This window comes from Microcystis sp. M44BS1 (genome assembly GCF_020244875.1).
GTDB classification, from domain to species: Bacteria; Cyanobacteriota; Cyanobacteriia; order Cyanobacteriales; family Microcystaceae; genus Microcystis; species Microcystis panniformis.
The window spans coordinates 1-20,199 of record NZ_JADBVM010000173.1 but is presented as its reverse complement, the minus strand read 5'-3'; the positions used below and the strand labels follow the sequence as shown (position 1 = coordinate 20,199).

General features: G+C 43.6%; 16 protein-coding genes and 1 tRNA gene. 12 read left to right on the top strand and 5 right to left on the bottom strand.

Annotated elements, in window-relative coordinates; all coding sequences use genetic code 11:
- Positions 1-552: 552 nt before the first annotated feature.
- From IM515_RS14070 to IM515_RS14055, 4 genes are all read left to right on the top strand, one after another.
- A complete protein-coding gene (locus IM515_RS14070; protein ID WP_287628788.1) occupies positions 553-1,509 on the top strand; it encodes a ribonuclease Z in 957 nt (318 codons plus the stop codon).
- Between the two features lie 2 nt (positions 1,510-1,511).
- Entirely contained in the window at positions 1,512-4,748 is a 3,237-nt protein-coding gene (locus IM515_RS14065; RefSeq protein WP_287628790.1) for a tubulin-like doman-containing protein, read from the top strand.
- A 366-nt stretch (positions 4,749-5,114) separates the two neighbouring features.
- Positions 5,115-6,041, top strand: a complete 927-nt coding sequence (gene argF, locus IM515_RS14060; RefSeq protein WP_002785336.1) for an ornithine carbamoyltransferase — start codon at positions 5,115-5,117, stop codon at positions 6,039-6,041.
- A 132-nt stretch (positions 6,042-6,173) separates the two neighbouring features.
- Positions 6,174-6,599: a hypothetical protein gene (locus IM515_RS14055; RefSeq protein ID WP_287628792.1), complete on the top strand. Its 426-nt coding sequence runs from the start codon at positions 6,174-6,176 to the stop codon at positions 6,597-6,599.
- A 50-nt stretch (positions 6,600-6,649) separates the two neighbouring features.
- Here the strand turns inward: IM515_RS14055 and malQ are convergent, their stop codons facing one another.
- Together malQ and IM515_RS14045 are read right to left on the bottom strand one after the other, a co-directional pair.
- Positions 6,650-8,152: a 4-alpha-glucanotransferase gene (gene malQ / locus IM515_RS14050; protein ID WP_287628793.1), complete on the bottom strand. Its 1,503-nt coding sequence runs from the start codon at positions 8,150-8,152 to the stop codon at positions 6,650-6,652.
- A 145-nt stretch (positions 8,153-8,297) separates the two neighbouring features.
- Complete coding sequence (locus IM515_RS14045) at positions 8,298-8,495, bottom strand: hypothetical protein (protein WP_193959896.1); 198 nt, start codon at positions 8,493-8,495, stop codon at positions 8,298-8,300.
- 461 nt (positions 8,496-8,956) lie between these two features.
- Between IM515_RS14045 and IM515_RS14040 the strand changes: the two genes are divergently transcribed.
- The 8 genes from IM515_RS14040 (at position 8,957) to IM515_RS14005 (ending at position 16,204) form a co-directional block, all read left to right on the top strand.
- Complete coding sequence (locus tag IM515_RS14040) at positions 8,957-9,847, top strand: hypothetical protein (protein WP_287628796.1); 891 nt, start codon at positions 8,957-8,959, stop codon at positions 9,845-9,847.
- A 670-nt stretch (positions 9,848-10,517) separates the two neighbouring features.
- Positions 10,518-10,844 (top strand): DUF433 domain-containing protein, encoded by a 327-nt coding sequence (locus tag IM515_RS14035; protein WP_287628798.1) that lies wholly within the window; start codon positions 10,518-10,520, stop codon positions 10,842-10,844.
- The gene (locus IM515_RS14030; protein WP_287628799.1) at positions 10,841-11,200 is read left to right on the top strand and encodes a DUF5615 family PIN-like protein; all 360 of its coding nucleotides are present in this window, start codon (positions 10,841-10,843) and stop codon (positions 11,198-11,200) included. Before IM515_RS14035 ends, IM515_RS14030 begins: the two co-directional genes overlap by 4 nt.
- Before the next feature lie 54 nt (positions 11,201-11,254).
- Positions 11,255-12,154: a hypothetical protein gene (locus IM515_RS14025; RefSeq protein ID WP_287628800.1), complete on the top strand. Its 900-nt coding sequence runs from the start codon at positions 11,255-11,257 to the stop codon at positions 12,152-12,154.
- A 174-nt stretch (positions 12,155-12,328) separates the two neighbouring features.
- Positions 12,329-12,553 (top strand): hypothetical protein, encoded by a 225-nt coding sequence (locus IM515_RS14020; RefSeq protein ID WP_002785324.1) that lies wholly within the window; start codon positions 12,329-12,331, stop codon positions 12,551-12,553.
- Positions 12,537-12,959 (top strand): type II toxin-antitoxin system VapC family toxin, encoded by a 423-nt coding sequence (locus IM515_RS14015; protein WP_287628801.1) that lies wholly within the window; start codon positions 12,537-12,539, stop codon positions 12,957-12,959. Before IM515_RS14020 ends, IM515_RS14015 begins: the two co-directional genes overlap by 17 nt.
- Positions 12,960-13,395: 436 nt before the next feature.
- The gene (locus IM515_RS14010) at positions 13,396-15,633 is read left to right on the top strand and encodes an FdhF/YdeP family oxidoreductase (protein WP_287628805.1); all 2,238 of its coding nucleotides are present in this window, start codon (positions 13,396-13,398) and stop codon (positions 15,631-15,633) included.
- 145 nt (positions 15,634-15,778) lie between these two features.
- Positions 15,779-16,204 (top strand): lysozyme inhibitor LprI family protein, encoded by a 426-nt coding sequence (locus tag IM515_RS14005; RefSeq protein WP_287628802.1) that lies wholly within the window; start codon positions 15,779-15,781, stop codon positions 16,202-16,204.
- A 59-nt stretch (positions 16,205-16,263) separates the two neighbouring features.
- Here the strand turns inward: IM515_RS14005 and IM515_RS14000 are convergent.
- From IM515_RS14000 to IM515_RS13990, 3 genes are all read right to left on the bottom strand, one after another.
- A tRNA-Gly gene (locus tag IM515_RS14000) sits at positions 16,264-16,334 on the bottom strand.
- Between the two features lie 85 nt (positions 16,335-16,419).
- Complete coding sequence (locus IM515_RS13995; RefSeq protein WP_287628803.1) at positions 16,420-17,157, bottom strand: HAD family hydrolase; 738 nt, start codon at positions 17,155-17,157, stop codon at positions 16,420-16,422.
- Between the two features lie 376 nt (positions 17,158-17,533).
- Positions 17,534-20,199, bottom strand: a 2,666-nt coding sequence (locus IM515_RS13990) for an AAA family ATPase (protein ID WP_287628804.1), incomplete at its 5' end; no start/stop codon positions are given.

The following is a 20,199-nucleotide window of genomic DNA, read 5'->3' as shown; positions in this document are numbered from 1 at the left end:
CACCCCAAAACCCTATCACCCTATCACCCGACTCCTGACTTCTAACCCAATTTTGGACAAAGATAAGCAAAAATTATTTATTGACTCCACAAACTTGAGAATATTTAAATTAACATTCCGCAATATTTACAAATTCTTAAGAATTAATTGAGAAAGATTTTTATTTAACAACGATGTTATGAAGGTTACAGCGATTTGATAGAATTTCATAATGGGTTATTCTGTGCTTTTTTGGGCAACAATGGTTGAAACCCTTGCCAAATCTACAGGGTAATCCTAATTAAGACGGGTAAATTAGTCAATTTCACCCATAACGATGATCTTTTTTTTGTGTAGTTTTATTGCAAAAAAAAAGTTTTTTTGACAAAAAGCACAAAGTATGATACTGAAGCTGGCGTATTTCTGACTGCGAGTAATTATTGCAGAGTCAGGTCAAAATCAGGGGATTTTCTGTTTTCAAGTGATGAAATACAGAAAAGCAGCAATTCGATCGAGAAATCGATAAAAACAGCCTAGACTAGAAAAAGAATCCTCTATCCTGACAGCTATCCTGTGGAGATTACTTTTTTAGGAACCAGTTCCGGGGTTCCCACTCGTTCCCGTAATGTCTCTAGTATCGCCCTTCGGTTGCCGCAACGGGCGGAAATATGGCTGTTTGACTGTGGAGAAGGAACTCAACACCAGTTACTGCGTAGCGACCTGAAAAGTTCCCAAATCCGACGCATTTTTATCACCCACATGCACGGGGATCATATCTTTGGTTTAATGGGACTGTTAGCCAGTATTGGATTAGCCGGTTCTGCTCAGGATATTGATATCTACGGACCTCCCGGACTAGGGGACTATCTGCGTGCTTGTGCTAAGTATTCCTATACTAATTTAGCCAATCGGGTGCGTGTCCATCCCGTTTCCCCCGGCATACTCTACGAAGATGAAGAATTTACCGTCTCCTGTCAGCTATTAAAACATCGTATTCCTGCCCATGGTTATCGCATCGCCGAAAAAGACCGTCCTGGACGTTTTGATGTGGAAAAAGCCAACGCTTTAGGTATTCCCCCCGGACCAATTTACGGCAAGCTGAAAAAAGGGGAAACTGTCACCCTTCCCGATGGCAGCAAAATTTGCGGTCAGTCCCTCTGCGGAGAAACGGAAATCGGCCGTAAAATAGCCTATTGTACCGATACTATTTTCTGTGAAGGATCGATCGAATTGGCACGGGATGCAGATGTGCTAATTCATGAGGCGACTTTTGCACACCAAGATGCCGGGTTAGCTTTTGAAAGTGTTCACTCCACTTCGACGATGGCAGCCCAGGTGGCCTTGGCAGCCCAGGTAAAATTGTTATTAATGACCCATTTTAGTCCCCGTTATCTACCGGGGAATTCTCTGGATATTTCCAATCTGTTAGAGGAAGCGCGGGCAATTTTTCCTAACACTAAATTAGCCTACGATTTTCTCACCTACGAAGTCCCCCGCAACCGTCAAGAAATGGTCTTAGGAGTTAAGTAATTATGCCAGCAGCAGTGGAAGAAAAAAGCATGGTTCCCACGGTTTTAGTGGGTATTGGTGGCACGGGTAACGAAATTTTATCGCGATTGCGTCGTTTAATCGAGGAAAGTTATGGCAGTTTGAGCAATTTTCCGATTGTCAGTTTTTTGGTGGTTGACACGGATAAGGATTATAAAATCAGTAATCCTGAAGCTGCCGGCAGTGCTTTTAAAGATAACGAAAAACACTGGGCCCGGGTGAGTGGAAAACAGGTACAGGAGATGGTATCTGACATGGATAGATATCCCTGGATTAATAGTTGGTTTCCCCCGGAATTAGAGAGAAATATTACTTCCCTAGAAGCGGGAGCGGGACAAATTCGCGCCTGTGGTCGTTTTGCTTTATTTTGTAATTATCATGAGATCCAAAGAAAATTTCTAGACGCGGTGAGACGGGTAAAGGGACAAGAAAACTTTATGCTCGATCGCTATGGAATTAAAGTTAGTAATAGTGCTATTAATGTCTTTACCACGGGGTCTTTAAACGGTGGTACGGGTAGCGGAATGTTAATCGATATAGGTTACTGTATTCGTAATTGGTTACGAGGGGAAAGTAGTCCTTTGAGTACGGCAATTGTTCCCACTCCTGAAGCATTTGCGGGGATTAGTGTCGGCGATCGAGTTTTGGCTAATGGTTACGCTGCCTTGATGGAATTAAATTACTTTTCTGACTACAGAACCGAATATCATCAACAGTTTAGCAGCGGTTTAGTCGATGAAGTAGTTAGTAAATTACCCCCCTTTGATTTTACCTATTTAGTGGGGACAAAAAATGGCGAAGGTGATTTTAAACTCGGTCAAATTCGGGAAATGATCGCCCAAAATATTTTCCTAGATATGACCTCTGATTTTGCCCCCCATAAGCGTTCTATTAGAGATAATATTAAGGGTTCTTGGGCGCAAGCTGACCCGGGGGGGCGCGGTTATCCTAAGCAATTTATGAGTTTTGGGCTATCAACTATTGAAATTCCTATTGCCCAAATTCGTGCCTCCTTATCGGAACGTTTAGCCAAAGATTTAATTAATTGGTGGCTGAATGATTCCGTGATTTTACCCGCTCAAATGTTGGAGTTAGTCAGAGGTGATATCCTCAAAAAAATGCGCTTGAGCGAAGGGGAATTAATTATGGATTTATGTGCCGACAAGGATCGCTCTTTAATTGCCATAATCTCCCAATGGACTAACGAAACTCGTCAGGAAATCAACCAAGATAATTGGCTCTCTTGTACCAAACAGGGTGTTAATATTTTAGGCAATGAACAGGGAAAAATTCTGCAATTTATTAATGATTATTTAACGCCAAGAGTCGAGGAATTTAAACGCAATCATTTACTAGAATTAAGTCCCGATGAACGGATGCACGGCGATTACCTGAAAAAGATTTATAATAACCGGGATGAAATTATTCAACGGGGTAAAAAGTCCCTAGAAATGGAGTTTTATAATATCCTTGAAGATCGAAACCGTGGGGTAAAATTTGCCGAGAGTTTTATTGTTTCAGTACGACAAATCTTCACCGACATAGCGGAAAAATTCCGTCGCGATCAAGAACAGGTTTGGAGTCAAAACGAAAGTAAACGTCAACGGGAATACGACACAGCCTTGGCAGAAATTAATGATCTGAAAGATAAACTTCATATCTCGAAAAAAGATAAGATGGAACAATATTGTGAACAAGCTTTAACGGGATTGGAAGGCTATTTAATGGCCAATATTCAACGAAAAACCAGAGGTGCAGGAGTAGAGGTTATTAATCGTTTACTGGAACATCTTAATCAATTAGAAAGCCGTTTTAATCGCTTTCGTCAGAAATTAATTCAAAGTCGCGATCTATTTAATCTCCAGTCTAATCAACAGATCGATAGCGCCGATGCTTTGTTAATTAATGGGATTAAATTATTTGACAGACAAGAATTAAACAGTCTTTATCAAGACTTTATCGAACAATTTGCTTCGGGGATTGCTGGTAACAAAAATGCCTACGATACGGGTATGGATAACCTTTGTTTACCCCTCTCAGAAGAAATTTTAAAGCAATCTAGCCCCCTCTGGAAAGAAACGCGCCGCACCGATGAAAATATGCGTTTATTTGACATCACCGAGATTGCCGATATTCGTCAAGGTGATTTTCAAAAAGTTATCCTAAACCAAGCTAATCAACTCCTACAAAATGCTCCCGCTAGTAGTCGCATTCAGCAGGAATTAGCCGCTTGCGATCGCTTGTTAAAAATTTATAACAACGATACCGATATTATCAATAATATTCGCATTGCCTACCAAAAATCGCGACCCCTAATTATGCTTAATCCTGCGGTTTTGCGGGGAAAAGATGCGGGTTTTACACCCCAATTAAATCAAAATGTTGCCCTGATTGGAGGAAGAAATACCAGTAACCCGGCAGCCCAAAAAATTATCCCGAAACTGCGGGAATTTATTGCCAACGAAGACGATATTAAACCCTTGGGAGAAGTGGAAAAATATCGTCTTGTCTTCGTGCAGGAAATTGGCGGTTTTTCCCTACGCTGTCTGGAGGGAATGCGAGAGTTGCGGCAATCCTATCAGGACTGGAAAGGAGAATTTATTCTCGCTAAACGCGCCCAACAGATGGGGGAAAATCGCGATTTACCCATCCCCGTGCATATCCAAAAGGAACCGCCTTTCTGGGATGTTTTTCCCGAAGATCCGAGTATTTATCAATTGGTGGTGACAGCCCGAGCTTTAAAAGTGCTTTTTCCAGAAGTCAATCGAGTCACTAATGAGAAAACAATTCGCTATGAAATTAAAACCGCAACGGGATTAAAAAAAGTCGATATCGCCACCAGTTGGGAAGATGCGGTACAGGTGTTAGAAGTAAAAGCTTGTCGCGAAGATAAGGAAAAAATTCAAAGTCAGGTGACAGCTAAGTTACAGGCTGCAACCACTCCAGAGAAAAAACAAGCTTTGTATCGGACTTTTATTGAATATTTACAACAACGGTCCGAGGAGTTAACAGGAGGAAAAGATAATACAGAATATAAACGGGAAGATGCAATTATTTTGCAGTTAATCCATAACTATAAGTTGGATAGCGGTGGAGAAATTCCTCTTTCTCCGGTGACAGAAGTGGCTAACCCAGCTTTAATTATCTGCGGTATTTGTGGACACAAAAACCCGCCCTCGTCTAATTTTTGTTCTAAGTGTGGGGCAAAATTAGTTAAGTAGAAATTAGATTTTGGGTTTGATCCCCCCTGCCCCCCTTGATAAGGGGGGTGCCGATCCCCCCTTAGTCCCCCCTTGATAAGGGGGGTGCCGATAGGCGGGGGGAGCCGCCTTGATAAGGGGGGTGCCGATAGGCGGGGGGAGCCCCCTTGATAAGGGGGGAATCTGACAATTTTTAACACCTACCTAATTTAACGGAAAAAGTGGGGGTGTTAGCTGGACTAACATCCCCCACAATCAAAAATTTTCGGGAAAAATTGCCTAATAGCGAAAAAACTGGATTATAATAAGGTCTTTACTCAAGATTTTTGCTAACCGCTAACTGCCATAAAAGCCAATCAAGACCCCTGTTTATCGAGAGAAAAACCAATGGTAGCCACTTTAAAAGGACGAGATGTTTTAAGAATAACCGACATGAGTAGCCAAGAAATCAGCGCCCTACTCAATCTATCGGCACAGCTTAAAGCTGGTAATCTTAACCCTAGCTGCAAAAAAGTCTTAGGATTGCTATTTTATAAAGCTTCCACCCGGACGCGGGTTTCTTTTACCGTCGCGATGTACCAGTTAGGGGGACAGGTGATCGATCTCAATCCTAGTGTAACCCAAGTGGGGCGCGGGGAACCCTTAGCCGATACGGCCCGGGTACTCGATCGCTATCTCGATATTCTCGCAGTTCGCACCTTTAAACAAGAAGATTTAGAAGCTTTTGCTAATTACTCGCGCATCCCGATTATCAACGCTCTAACAGATTTAGAACATCCCTGCCAGATATTAGCCGATTTACAGACTATCCAAGAGACTTTTCAGACTTTACGGGGAATTAACCTCACCTATGTCGGGGATGGTAATAATGTCGCTAATTCTCTCCTCTTAGGTGGCGCTTTGATGGGGTTAAATGTGCGGGTTGCTTCCCCCGCAAACTATCAACCGGATGGGGAAATTGTCGCCAGCGCCCAAGCTATTGGCGAGAAAACCGGTAGTAAAATCTTAATTACCGACGATCCCGTTGCGGCAGTAAAAGACTCTCAGGTGGTCTATACTGATGTCTGGGCAAGTATGGGACAGGAAAGCCTCGCTGATGCCCGAATTCCCATTTTTCAGCCCTACCAAGTCAATGAACAGCTAATGAGTCACGCTGACAAAGACGCGATTATTCTCCATTGTTTACCTGCTCACCGGGGGGAAGAAATTACCGACGGGGCGATCGAGGGTGTACAATCAAAAGTCTGGGAGCAAGCGGAAAATCGGATGCACGCCCAAAAAGCTTTAATGGTGAGTTTATTGGGATTAATCTAGCTCCCGATGCTCAGTTACCTAAAATAATTATTAAACTACATAATCTATCGTCACCGGCTCTGTCCGACACTGGAAGTTAACGCTAGGATTGATGGTAAGAGCAATCATCAGGGCAGCCTCCACACAAACTATATGTCAGACACCTCCGCAGTTAAACAGTATCTCGCCCATTGGTTTCAATTGGGAAAAAAAGTTATTTGTCCCAAAAACCAAGCTATGCTATTTCCGCTGCCTATCTTCAATGGCGATCGCTATTCGTCGGAGTTTGAAGATTGTTGGCAAAAAATGCTCGATCCTGAAAGTGGCGATTGTTACCTAGAAGGTACTCAACAAACTATCCAAGACTTACTTTCCCCTCAATGGGAATTTCACCCCTGCGCTCGTTGTACTATACCCGTACCAATTGAAGTGCTGGGCCAATCGGGTTTATCCTGTCCCTGCCATGATTTGAGTAATTGGCCCAATTTAGAATTACCCCTACCCCATTTACCCGTCAATAGTCGAGAAAATCTCGATCGCATCCGGCAAAGATTGCTAAAAAATTCTCACTCACATTAACCGGACAAAAAGAGACGTTAGGAGTAACGTCTCGAAAAAAGGGTTGATATTTAACGATTTCTGCCAAAAAGATTGACTAAATCTCGCAATCTCTCGCTATATTCTCCGGTTAAAGCTTCCTGACGATAGCGCCATGACCAATTCCCTTCTGCGACACTAGGGGTATTCATCCGCGCATCCGATCCTAAACCTAACACATCCTGTAACGGTACGATCGCCTGATTAGCCACGGAACTATAGGCCAGTCGAATCAGATCCCAAGCCACTCCCTGACCACTGGGAGCGCCAAGATATTGATATAGTCGCGCTTTTTCGTAGTCATTGGCGTTATCCTGAAACCAGCCCACAGTAGTATTATTATCGTGAGTGCCGGTATAAATCACACAGTTGCGTTCGACGTTAAAAGGAAGATAGGGATTACCCGCATCACCCCCAAAAGCAAAGTGGAGAATCTTCATCCCCGGGAAAGCAAAGTGATCGCGAAAATCTAGGACTGCTTGGTCAATATCGCCCAAATCTTCGGCAATAATCGGCAATTTACCCAAACGAGCGCCAATAGTATTAAAGAGATCATAACCCGGGGCCTTCAGCCAATGACCATTAATAGCGTTTTCCTGGCCAAAAGCCACAGCCCAATAGGCCTCTAATCCGCGAAAATGATCGATACGGATGATATCGACTAGGGAAAGAACCGCTTTTAAACGGCGTACCCACCAGTCAAAGCCCGTATTTTTGAGATAATCCCAGTTATAGAGAGGATTTCCCCATAATTGCCCCGTTTCTGAGAAATAATCCGGGGGAACCCCGGCCACTTCTAAGGGATTACCAGTTTGGGGATCTAGTCGGAAAACCTGCGGATTTGCCCAAACATCGGCACTATTATGGGAGACATAAATGGGGATATCACCGATAATCTCGATACCGAGGGAGTTAGCATAGCGTTTTAAGGCTAACCACTGCTCAAAAAACTCAAATTGCAGGAATTTGTGCAGAAAAATCTCCTCTTGTAACTCCTGTTTCGGTGTTTCCAACGCACCCCAATGACGTTCACGAATTTCTGTCGGCCATTCCATCCATGCTTTACCCTGATAAGCGTGGGATAAAGCCATAAATAGGGCGTAATCCTCTAACCAATCAGCATTGCCACCACAAAAGCCGGCAAACTGTTTGTAAAGAATTGTGTCAGAACCCTTGACAAAATTGCTCGCCGCCTTTCTAAGTAGGGGAATTTTCCAAGCGATCAATCGCTCAAAATCCACTTGATCGAGGGGAAAATCGGGAATATCCTCGAAATCTGCCTCACTAAGCAGATTTTTTTCCCGAAGAATATCGAGACTAATCAGGAGATGATTGCCAGCAATGGCACTAAAACTCATGTAGGGAGAGTTACCGTACCCTGTGGGGCCTAAAGGGAGAATTTGCCAGAGTTTTTGACCACTTTGAGCCAAAAAATCGATAAATTGATAGGCTTCCCTACCTAGTTCTCCAATCCCGTAACGGCCGGGATGACTGGTGGGATGAAGCAAAATACCGCTAGAACGGCTAAAAGCCATGAAAAAACCCCCTTATCAGTGATTCGGTTAGCAGTTATTAAGTGTTTAAAGCTGAATGCTCACTGCTATCTCCAAGCTAACCCGATCTCGATCGATAACGGCAATACTTAACAACTTTATTAGACCTATAGGACAAAATCAGGCATTACAGCCGTACATTAACAGATCGTCTTTCCAGTGAAAAAGATTCCTTCGGATCACGTTCCACCTTACCCGGGTAGGTGAAACTGGCACTCGTTGCCGTCGGTTTGACGCGGCTCGATAGTTGGCTGATGGCCGCTCTTTCCTCTTGGGTGAGGGGGCGATCAATAGCTTGGAATTCGTAATATTGGTATTCGCTCATGGCGTGCAACCTATCTCAAGGTTTATGATCGATATGCTGATAATTGTACGGGGATAGTTAGGGTTTAAAGATAAATTCGACAGGACGGGCGCTCTCGGATGTATTAGGAATAGCAAGAATATGCAAATCGCCCGATCTTTACCGATAAGGAAAAAGTTCGGGTGATTCGGTAATTTCCCCGCATCGGTCTTTTCAAGAAATCTAATCTATTCCTTTGGATAGTGGCACGGTCAAAATCGATAAGATTATAATTTCTTTTGTTAAGCACTTTAGCGATCGCTGGATATTTCTGCCATCGGCTATCGCAATTCACTATCAGCTAATTATTAAAATTTATGAAAACAGCCTCATTCGTTGAGATTATCGGAGATAGAGTAGGGATAGGTGAATAAGAGGGAAATAATTAGAGCCTTTTGGCATTGTTCAGCCTAGAGCGTAGAGTAGAAAGGAGGTGTCTTAAGATGACTAACGAAGACGATGATCAACACTTGCCTCTTGCGTGGGAAAAGGGGAAGGTTGTCGCACAATTTTTGGGAGTTATTGCTAACACAGCTATAGCTTTGGTTATTTTCTGGGTTGGCAGTGCTTATAATGCACAAATTGAAAATCAAAAGCTGACACAAGATTTAAGGATCAAATACATTGATTTAGCTCTGGAGATCATCAAAAGCTCTGGAAGTAGTGATGAAATTCGCACTTGGGCGGCTGACGTAATACAGAATAGTTCAAAGTATGTTACTGAAATTCAAATGGGTAAAGAGACCAAGGAAAAACTTAAAGTGTGGGGGTTAGAAGAAAAACAAGCTCAATCAAAAGAAACAAATGTTGGCACACAACAAACCACAACCAATAGTATTACTTTAGATCAAGCTTTACAGGAAGCCTTGACTAGGAATCCTCCTTACACAAGACAGGGTGATACTTCCAAATATACTGACTTTAACCTTTTCATCTGCAATGAAAATAGTTCCGTAGCCACTCCATTAGCCAACTTAATTGCATATAAGCTTGACCAACAAAATCATGGCGAAATTCAGGTAAAGGTTCTTAGTGAGGGGGAAGAGAAAAGTGAGTTTACAACCTTATTACCCAGAGGAGCTATCACTGTAATTACCGATGAAGGTCATCCTGAAAATGGTGAATGGGGTCGTATTAGCGATCTCCTGCAAAAAGCCATAGGAAGCGTTACTGAACCAAGCAATCCTCTATATAAGCAACTGGTTAGCTCACCTGACGACAAAATAAAAATACTTACAACAATTCAGAAGCCTGACATCAAGCAGCAATTCAATGCTGGCAAATACTCTCCTTGGCGCATTAGCATATTCATCTGTCCTAAGCCCTCCGATTGATCGGGCGATACTAATAATTAACCCCTCCCGGTGTGCGTCTATACCCCGAACTTGTCCAACCTTCTCCCACGAGGACTCGCCCTCCCCAACCTGAAAGTATATTACTCTTTACTTCTTTTCTGGGAGAGGGATTGGGGTTGAGGGCAATTAACCATCTCTGCCATTACTTTTGAAAAATGGCATTAGAGAGCGTTAGGCAGGGACAGTGACCGCCGAAATCAGCAAAGACCGTTCAATTCCCCCAAAACAGCCTGATGTTTCTGCCGCGCTGACCTTTCCTCGGTCGATGTGCGCTGGTTGCCGATAGTCGATAGGTGGATTTCGATAATCTCGTCAATTCTTTCGCTCGATGGCATCGAGTTCCCGACATATTTCGGCGGCCAGCCGATAATCCACACTTCCCGTTAAAGTAGCTCCGTCAAAGTGGCTGCCAGCATAGCAGCCGGGGTTATGGCCGCGGGGCAGTTTATCCCGGTTAAAGGTTTGAAAACAAGGGAAGCACAAGGTAAACTAATTATGATAAAACATTAATATAGCGGTTCTCACACCTGTGTGGCACAGTTAAACCTTTGCTGATTAAACTTTTTAACATTGATAATGTACCTCCTGCGAACAGGAAATACTATAAATAAGCGGTAAAAATAAAATAAAATTAAGGGGAAAATTAATCATGCAACTAGAAGATTATTTCTTATTCCTCTCCGAAGATGATATTAGAATCAAAGGTCATCGCCTCGGAATTGACAACGTACTCTTTTATTTCTTGGAAGGCTATACTCCAGAAGAAATAAATGCTATCTATCCCGATCTAAGTTTAGAGAAAATCTACGCTACTATTACTTATTATTTACAGAATCGGCAAAAAATTGATGCCTATTTATTGCGCCTCCAGAATTGGCGAGAGACTCGCTATCAAGAATCCTTAAAACATCCTTCACCTCAACGAGAAAAGATGAGAAGAATTAAACAGCAAAGGCAAGATTCTGTCAGGGTATGAAAATCAAGTTTTTACTGGATGAAAACTTATCCCCCCGCTTGAAAGTCGCTGTCTTAAGGTTAAATCCAGAGATAGATATTTTACGCGTTGGAGAGCCGAATACACCACTGTTAGGAACTCTTGACCCTGATGTTTTACAGTATTTAGGATTATCTCAACGACTCTTGGTGACAGATAATCGTACCAGTATGCCTGAACATTTAGAAGAATATTGGCAAAAAAATCAACAAATCTGGGGACTGTTTTGGATACGTCCCACAACAACAATGGGAAAACTAGCCGAAGAATTAATTATGATTTGGGAAACTACCGAAGCGGAAGAATGGATCGATATTGTCGATTGGATTCCTTTTTAATTAATGATATAATAAGATTATTACCGTCCTTTTTATGCTTTATTATTAACTTGAATGACTCGCCAAATTCATGACCAATTTGCTAAGGAATATTTAGAGGAATTACTAACACCTCTAGGGACGATTAGAAAAAGTAAGAAAGTAAAAAGTGAGGTTCAAGAAATTGATGTCTGGTTTGAACCATTTAGCTCACCGCCTCCCACTGAGTTACCTTTAGGATTACTCGGAAAAATGGCAGCTACTTCCTGTTTGTTTGAACCTTTCCGCAATCCCCCGACCGAGGTAGAGATTCGCAGTTGTTTGTCAAAGTTATACGCGGTTCATGGCGATGTCTTGAGAAAAGCGAAACGGTCAAACAAAACTCTGACGGTCGCAGAATTGCCTTTCTTATGGATTCTAACGCCCACCTTTTCAGCTAGAATGATTGAAGATTTCGGTACTCACAGCGATGAGAGTAATTGGTTAACAGGGGTTTACTTTTTAGCGAAGTCTCTCAAAGCGGGCATCATTGTCATTCATCAATTACCAGTAATTGAAGACACCTTATGGTTGAGAGTATTAGGTAAAGGAGGGACACAAAAACGAGCAGTTGAAGAGTTAGTTGAACTGCCAGAACGCAATCCTTTTCGAGAGAATTTATTAGAAATTCTGGCCAACTGGCGCAAAAACTTAGAATTGAGAGATAATTTAAGTACCGAAGAACAGGAGGACATCATGAATCTATCACCAGCTTATCTAAAGCAACGAGAAGAGTGGAAGCAAGAAGGCACTTTAGAGGGACAACTTTCCCTGATAACCAGTCTTCTGGAAGGGCGGTTTGGCCCCCTAGATTCGGAATTATCCAGTCTAGTAGAAAAGATTGCCCAACTTCCCATCTCAGAACGCACCGGTTTACTTCTTTCTTTGGCGAATTTATCCCGCGAGGAATTGTTGGAAAGATTCAGGGAAAATTAAAACTCCAGCCCGCCCAAGCCATGAAGAATCATCCCTAAACCCTGATGGTAGTTTGTCCGAGGAAATCTCTGCCCAATCATCGCAATTTTCTTCATTCCCTACAATTTTTTTCCTGTACTTAGAGTTTTTCCATACCCATTATGATAAAATATTAATAAACAATCAGGAGCAATTATGACAATTACTCCAAAATCAGAACAATTAAGCAGCGATACTTTATTAGAGCAAGAGGCTAAAACCTTGAAGACTTCCTTCCCTTCTAACTCTTCGCCAAATAGTAAAGCTATTTTTCTGCAACAGGCAGGTGCTTTAAGCGATGATAGCTCTCTGGCCGACCTAAGAGATTCTATTTACCAAGCCAGGGGACGTTCGGAAACTAACAATGATGTATCTTCTTGACACGGATACTTTAACTCATCTCCACTCAGGTAACACTAACGTTATTAATCGATTGGAAAACTTACAAGATGAGGAAGTCGCCATTACGATTGTCACCAAGATCGAAATTTTGCGCGGGCGGATAGATTATCTGCTTAAGGCTTTTTCAGGGGGTGATTTACTGAAAGCACAAGAGATTTTCTCTCGTTCAGAAACCTTATTAAATCAACTTCCTGTAATTTTAATTGACCCAAATGCAGCCAATCAATTTGACCGCTTACAAGATATTTCTAAATTTCGCAAAATTGGCAGATCTGACCTGTTAATTGCTAGTATCGCCTTAGCTAATCAAGCCCGGCTAGTAACCAGAAATCTGCGACATTTTAGACAAATTCCTCATTTATTCTTAGAAAATTGGGTCGATTAATTCCCGTTCCTAATTGTTAGCAAGATTGGGAGAAAAGTCCGCTCAAACCATGAAGAATCATCCCTAAACCCTGATGGTAGTTTATCCGTTGAGGTTACTGTCAAGTCCGGCTTTAACACAGACGCTCCCCTGTCTGGACAGCAAGTAAAGAGTGCGAGTTGACCCAAAACGCGATCTCGAAGATATCCGTTTCGTTAACAATCATCTCTTCTAAATGTTGAAAGTCTTCATTTTCATCCATCGGAATTATCATTTCAATAGACCTTTCCCTAGTCTGATAAAATCACAATCAGGGGATATTGTCAACAACTAACCGTAGCTTACCCAGTCGTTTATGTCTTGATGATGCACTTTTTTAAAAATGGTGATAAACTTAACTGTACTGGGGACACTCTCCCTATCGGAGGGATTTGAGAAAAAATCGGGAGAAAAAGCGATGAAAGAACGAGAAACATCGGACAAAATTGAAGCGGGCGGGGGTTTTCCCGTATTGCAATATTGGGCAGAAAAAACCCTCTCTCCTCAAGGGATTAAACTATGGCAAACCTTAAATCATAAAAGTGCCTGTTTAGCTTGCGCTTGGGGAACGGGGGGACAAAAAGGCGGTTTTGTCAACGAAGCGGGGGAAAGTCTGCAACGTTGTCTCAAAAGTGTCGAGGCAGTTACTTCCGAATTAATGCCAGGTATTAAAACCGATTTTTTTCAAACCTATCATCTCGCTCAATTACAGTCCTTAACCTCCTTAGAATGCGACCGCTTGGGTCGTTTTAGTTATCCCGTCCTCTTAAAAGCCGGAGAAAGTCACTATCAACGTATTAGTTGGGAAGAAGTGTATCGATTAGCCGAACAAGCTTTTCATCAACCGTCCGAGACTCTAGCCTCCTATAGTTCGGGACGTTCTTCTAATGAAGCCGCCTATCTCTTACAATTGTTTTTCCGGGCATTAGGAAGTAATAATTTAGCCGATTGTTCCGATCTCTGTCATGCCGCCTCGACCGTAGGCTTAAAACAGGTTTTCGGCTCCGGAACTTCGATGGTCAGTCTGGAAAGTTTAAAACAAGCCGATTGTGTGGTGTTAATCGGTTCTAACGCTCCGGCTAATCATCCTCGCCTGATGAATGAATTAATTCAAATTCGTGATCGCGGCGGTAAAATTATTATTATTAACCCGCAAATTGAAGTCGGATTGGTCAAATTCTCCTCGCCCGCTTTTCCGATTAAATCTTTATTGCGGGGCGGTTCCGATATTTCTACTCTCTACCTACAGCCGATTCCGGGTAGCGATACCGCCCTATTCGTCGGATTACAAAAATCTTTGATCGAACAAAATTTAGTCCGCTGGGATTATCTCGAATCCCATACAGAAAATTGGCAATCTGTTATAGATTACGCCCGACAAATACCCTGGGAAACTATTACTAAAACCTGCGGTTTATCCCGAGAAGAAATTGAAGCAACCGCCGCCCTTTTCGGCAATTTAGAGCGAGTGGTTTTCGCTTGGGCGATGGGGGTTACACAACAGGAAAACGGGGTAGATAATATTATCAGTATTGCCAATACCGCTTTAATGACGGGAAATGCTGGCAAAATCGGAGCCGGAACCATGCCAATCAGAGGTCATTCTAATGTACAGGGCTTCGGTTCTATGGGCGTTACGGTGAGATTACGTCAGGAAATCGCCGAGGCACTTGCTCAACTTTTAGGAAAGCCATTAAATATAACCGGCGGTTATGATACCAGGGCATTAATTGAAGCTGCCGAACGGGGAAAAATCAACACCCTTTTCTGTTTGGGAGGTAATCTTTATGGCGCAAATCCAGATTTAAATCAAGCCAAAAAAGCCTTAGCTCAAATTGATACGATTTTTTATGTAGCTACTAAGCCAAATTTAGGACATTTTCAGGGATTAGCCCGACAAAATACGTTAATTTTACCTGTCTTCGCTCGCTTTGAAAATCCTCACCCGACAACCACCGAATCGGGCAATAATTTTGTCCGTTTTAACGAGCGGGGAAGCAGTCATCTACAGGGTTCCGATATGGATATTATCTCGGAAGTAGAACTATTAACAAATATTGCCGTCAAGGTTTTAGGCACAAACCCGATCGATTGGTCGAGATTACACGATACCGCCTATATTCGTCAGTTAATCGCCAAAACGATTCCGGGTTATGAAAAGATCGGGCAATTAGATCAAACCCAAACAGAATTTACCATTAGCGGACGGATTTTTACCGAACCCCATTTTCCAACATCGACCGGAAAAGCGCAAATGTCTGTCACGCTTTTACCCACTTTAAAAGCACCGCAAAAGGAACATTTCAATCAACCAGAAAATGCCCCCGGAATTGCTCTGATTCTTGGAACAGGACGCAGTTATGGACAACATAATACCGTCGTTTATCAAGTGGGCGATAAATATCGGGGAATGCCTCACCGTCATTGTTTATTGATCAACGCCGAAGATGCCAAAAAAGCGGGCTTTCAAGAACATCAACGAGTCACCGTTCAAGGAGATGCTGGCAAATTAGAGAATATCGAACTTATTTTCGGTCCGATTCGCGAAGGTGTTGGCTTTATGTTCTATCCCGAAACCAATGTTTTATTCAAAGCTAAAATCGATCCTCGCTGTGGGACTCCTGCTTATAAACGAGTTCCCGTCTGGGTTTTTTAGTTATCAACTCCTCTAATTTTCTTTTTTGGAAATAATGAAATAGAGTTAACCAAGCCAACCAACGAATCGAGCAGAATGAAAAAGCTATGCTCGATTTGATCGCATTTCTGTTATCTTCTTCTTACTGTCATTAAAGTAAGTAGCCATGCACAAGTTTTTACTAACCTTATTAAGCATAGCAAGTTTATTTGCTGTCGGGATGGCTACCCCTAGCATTGCCAGTCCCACATCTGCAGCGACAAACTTGCAACTAGCTCAACGTCCTAACTGTAACAATCCCCAGACTCAAAGCGAAATGAACATTTGTGCCAGCATCGCTTATCAAAACGCCGATCGCAAGTTAAATCAAGTTTATCGACAACTACTGCCAAAACTGTCAGCTGCTCGCAAACAAAAATTAATTGCTGCCCAACAAGCTTGGATTAAGTTTAGAGACAGCAGTTGCGAATTTGAAAGAAGTGCCTATGAGGGAGGCTCTCTAGCTCCCATGATTTACGGTTTTTGTTTGGCAAATGTCACCGAGCAGCGTACCAAAGATTTACGGAGATATTTAGAAGATAGCGATCTCTAAGTCAGAATCGCCGTTGATATTACCGATAATTCCTTAGACGTTTACTGCACAACAACTTAAGCGGGTGAGGGGAATCGAACCCCTATCATTAGCTTGGAAGGCTAGGGTTTTACCACTAAACTACACCCGCATTTTCTTAGCACTTTTGTTAGCATAACACGAATTGCCGATTTTTGCAAGTAGGGATTTTCAGCTTGTTAATCGCCTCTAGATGGTCATAGATTGCCTAAAAATCCCGATCGCTCGGTTATTTCCCCGATTTGGCTAAAAGTTGCTTCCACGCGATCGAGGTCTAGTTGGGAGAAATTATCGATCGCCCAGTTAGACACTCTCTGCATAAAATGGAAGGGGTAGGTATGAGCGATTCCCACCACCTGCATTCCCGCTCTTTTTGCCGCTTCGCAACCAGCAAAAGTATCTTCAATCACCAGACATTCCCAGGGTTGCAACTGTAGATTAAAATTCCAACGATTGAATCTTTCTACGGCCAGTAAATAACCATCCGGTTGAGGTTTACTGGTGCTAATCTCATCCCCGGTGACAATGACACTAAAGTAATCCCCAAGGCCCGTCTGTTGCAAGATCGATTCTACTTCCGAGCGTATTGCTCCCGTCACCAAACCGATTTGTAGATCCCTGGCCTTAACCCGTTTTAAAAAAGAGTATATCTCTTCATAAATAGGAAGTTTCTCTAATTTTTCTAATCTTTCTCGGTATAAACTGGTTTTTTTGTTAATTAACTTGGTCAGATACTCCTCGGTTACTTGACGACCGCGACGGTTGAGAACATTACGCAAACAGACGCGATCGCTTCTTCCCAGACATAACTCCGCAAATTCCGACCCTAGGGGCAGCAAATTTTCCCCGAGCAAGATTTCATTGATTAACTCTTGATGGATCGGTTCATCATTGATGATCACCCCATTAAAATCGAACAGAACAGCCTTTAACATCAATCTTAGACAGAAAAGCTAATAAATACTCAGTGTTCTTGATTATACTAAAGTTTTTCGTTGGAGCCGGGCGGGTCTTGTCCCTTACCCCATCTCAACAAACAATTTTAACCGGAAAATTGCCAAGGCCTTGACAAATTCCCAGATTTGTTCTATTATTTTGTTATAGTGGGAATCCGTGCTGCCCTGTAACCCCCCTATTTTGGGCTGAGATATTAGCCAAAAATATAACAAAAGAATTTAGGGACTTGCGTGAGAATAATATCCCAACCGATCGGAGGGCGCAAGCTTTGCGCCCCTACAGTAACGGATTTTGTCCACAATGTAGGGGCGAACTGCGTTCGCCCAAAAGGTACATTATTAAAGCGCAAGTCCCTTAGGCCATTGTTTCCGATACCCAACGACGGAATAATTCCACAGCAATCCGATAATTGGAGTCTTGGCATTCGATAACATGATGATTTTCAAGGGTTTTTAGGGCCCGGTCGAGAGTTGTGGCAGTTAATCCGGTGCTGGACAGTAAATCTGCCCGGGTTAATCCTTGCAGATGGGGAGAAAGAACTATTAAAATTTCCTGTTGTCCGGCCGCATCTTGTTTAGCCTGTTTCCAGACACCCGTAAAATAATAATTCCCCCTTTGGAAAAACTCAGCATCGATGGCTTTTTCCACATCTTCCACCTGAAAACGAATATCTTGGGGACGTTGCAACTCAAAGACCTGTTTATTATAAAAACGTACCAGATGAAAGCCGATCAGTTGTACTAGATAGGGTTGACCGTGGGTAAGTTGATAAATTTTGTCCAAAGCGGATGGGGTATAGTCTAGGGGAAAATCCTCGTCTTCCCCAACGGGATTAGCGAGGATAACGCGAGTAGATTCAGGAGAGAGGAAACTAACTGGAATCGGGTAAACACTGCCAAAAAAAGGATGAAAATAATCGGCAGTCATCTCCTCTAGGGTATGTAATCCGGCAAAAACAAAAGCTAGACGCGGACTACTCTGGACAAGGGAACGCAGATAGCCGAGGAAATTCTGGCGGAGGGTATTCGCTTCGATTAAATCCTCAATTATCTCGAACTCATCGAGGGCAATAATTAAACCAGTTTTGGCTTTTTCCGGCAGAATCTGGCGCATCAGACGGTCTAAATAACGATTAAAATACATTTCTGGATGTTGGGAGATTTTTTCCTCTTCTGGGGCATCAATTGCCAAAGTTTGGGCGATTTCCTCAGCCATAGTCAGGAGAACTTCGGCTAGGCTGGTTACTGTGGCCAAGCGCTGTAAATTAATGTAGATAACCGAGACATTTGGTGGGAGATATGCCTCCAGATTGCGTAGAATCGAAGTCTTACCCATGCGACGATGACCATAGAGAACTACGGAGGATAGGTTATCTCCCGACCACATTGACTGAAGTTCCCGCAGGATATCCTCACGACCAACAAAGCGTTTACCGATCACCGGATCACCGATAATGTAGGGATTAGGAATCGGTTGGGTAATAGTTACCGTTCCCACCGTTCCCGCGATGGATGTGCTAATTTTTGCCCATTTTTCGGCGATGGAAAGGATTAATTCTTTTTCTGCTTGGGGTAAAGTAGCCGCCTGTTGGTCGGTTATATCGATTAATTTCCCGATAATCCGATTAAGAGCGAGGGATCTGGTCTGTTGAGAGTAACTTCCCTGCACTAAAGCCATTTCTGCGATAACTAGATTTAAACTGCTGATAGCTTGCCAAGTTTGCGGACGTAATGAAGGTTCTGCGGCAATGGGGGCAACCTTCAGGGAAGCGATACTATCGGGAGTTGCTGCCTGATTAAATCGGTGTAAAGTTTGGGCTAGTCTATACATTTCTTCCCCGTAGGCGAGGGAACGTACCACAGCAAAGGCTTTTTCGGCTTTTTCGGTGTCCTGTTGGTGAAGATACCAAAAACCAGCGGCGGCGGCGCGAGCAGGGGTATCGAGACGGATTTTACTGCGAGGAAAAGAAAACAGTTTCGCGGACGCATATTTTAACAATTGCCAATCGGAGGTATTTTCTGCCAGACGGGAGACGCGATAGATAATTTCTGCCTCTGGGAATTGCGATAAAACGCGGTTAACGGCGGCAAGGACAGGAATAAACTGGCGGCTGTACCGAAGGTATTGATTGAGGTTATTAATAGCTGTTTCCCAGTCTTGCTGTAACCATTGCTGTAGAGTCGAGGTTAACCCCGGCAGCGGTAGAAGGGTAATACGGGGAAAAAGTCGCCCTTGAGAACCAGTCAAAAGCCCGATTAGCCAATTATCAGGACGGAAAAAGGCGAATATAAACCCCACGCCGGACACCACGCCGAACCCCACGCCCAACACCGCGCGCCACACCACGCCCCACACCACGCCCGACACCACGCCCAACAACCCGCCCCACACCCCGCCCAACACCACGCCCCACACCACGCCGAACCCCACGCCCAACACCCCGCCCAACACCACGCCCAACACCACGCCCCACCCCAAGCCCCACAGCACGCCCGACACCACGCCCCACACCACGCCCCACACCACGCCCAACGCCACGCCCAACACCCCGCCCAACACCACGCCCAACACCACGCCCGACAGCACGCCGAACGCCACGCCGAACGCCACGCCCGACAGCACGCCGAACGCCACGCCCGACAGCACGCTCAACGCCACGCCCGACACCGCGCCCGACACCGCGCCCGACACCGCGCCCGACAGCACACCCCACACCACGCCCAACACCACGCTGAACACCACGCCCAACACCACGCCCACCCAATTAACAGAAAGTCCTAAATTTGCTGCTATGCCACAGATAATCAGAGGGGTAATTACAGTTAAGAGAAGACCCTGAATCCCTAGACGCAATTGTACGGGATGGTTATCGCCGCCGTCTCTCGTTTCCACATACCAGCGCACTGCTTGGGGAAAATAAAACACCCAGTACAACAGCAAAAGATAATCAAAGGGATTCCATAAAGATAAATCGCGTCTGAGTTTAGGGGCGAGATTAATGGTGGGGACGGTGCTTTCCT

What these genes read in the sequence shown, in the direction of transcription:
- IM515_RS14065 (WP_287628790.1), top strand. Translation starts at nt 1,512, where the DNA reads ATGCCAGCAGCAGTGGAAGAAAAAAGCATGGTTCCCACGGTTTTAGTG.
- argF (WP_002785336.1), top strand. Translation starts at nt 5,115, where the DNA reads ATGGTAGCCACTTTAAAAGGACGAGATGTTTTAAGAATAACCGACATG.
- IM515_RS14055 (WP_287628792.1), top strand. Translation starts at nt 6,174, where the DNA reads ATGTCAGACACCTCCGCAGTTAAACAGTATCTCGCCCATTGGTTTCAA.
- malQ (WP_287628793.1), bottom strand. Translation starts at nt 8,152, where the DNA reads ATGGCTTTTAGCCGTTCTAGCGGTATTTTGCTTCATCCCACCAGTCAT.
- IM515_RS14045 (WP_193959896.1), bottom strand. Translation starts at nt 8,495, where the DNA reads ATGAGCGAATACCAATATTACGAATTCCAAGCTATTGATCGCCCCCTC.
- IM515_RS14040 (WP_287628796.1), top strand. Translation starts at nt 8,957, where the DNA reads ATGACTAACGAAGACGATGATCAACACTTGCCTCTTGCGTGGGAAAAG.
- IM515_RS14035 (WP_287628798.1), top strand. Translation starts at nt 10,518, where the DNA reads ATGCAACTAGAAGATTATTTCTTATTCCTCTCCGAAGATGATATTAGA.
- IM515_RS14030 (WP_287628799.1), top strand. Translation starts at nt 10,841, where the DNA reads ATGAAAATCAAGTTTTTACTGGATGAAAACTTATCCCCCCGCTTGAAA.
- IM515_RS14025 (WP_287628800.1), top strand. Translation starts at nt 11,255, where the DNA reads ATGACTCGCCAAATTCATGACCAATTTGCTAAGGAATATTTAGAGGAA.
- IM515_RS14020 (WP_002785324.1), top strand. Translation starts at nt 12,329, where the DNA reads ATGACAATTACTCCAAAATCAGAACAATTAAGCAGCGATACTTTATTA.
- IM515_RS14015 (WP_287628801.1), top strand. Translation starts at nt 12,537, where the DNA reads ATGATGTATCTTCTTGACACGGATACTTTAACTCATCTCCACTCAGGT.
- IM515_RS14010 (WP_287628805.1), top strand. Translation starts at nt 13,396, where the DNA reads ATGAAAGAACGAGAAACATCGGACAAAATTGAAGCGGGCGGGGGTTTT.
- IM515_RS14005 (WP_287628802.1), top strand. Translation starts at nt 15,779, where the DNA reads ATGCACAAGTTTTTACTAACCTTATTAAGCATAGCAAGTTTATTTGCT.
- IM515_RS13995 (WP_287628803.1), bottom strand. Translation starts at nt 17,157, where the DNA reads ATGTTAAAGGCTGTTCTGTTCGATTTTAATGGGGTGATCATCAATGAT.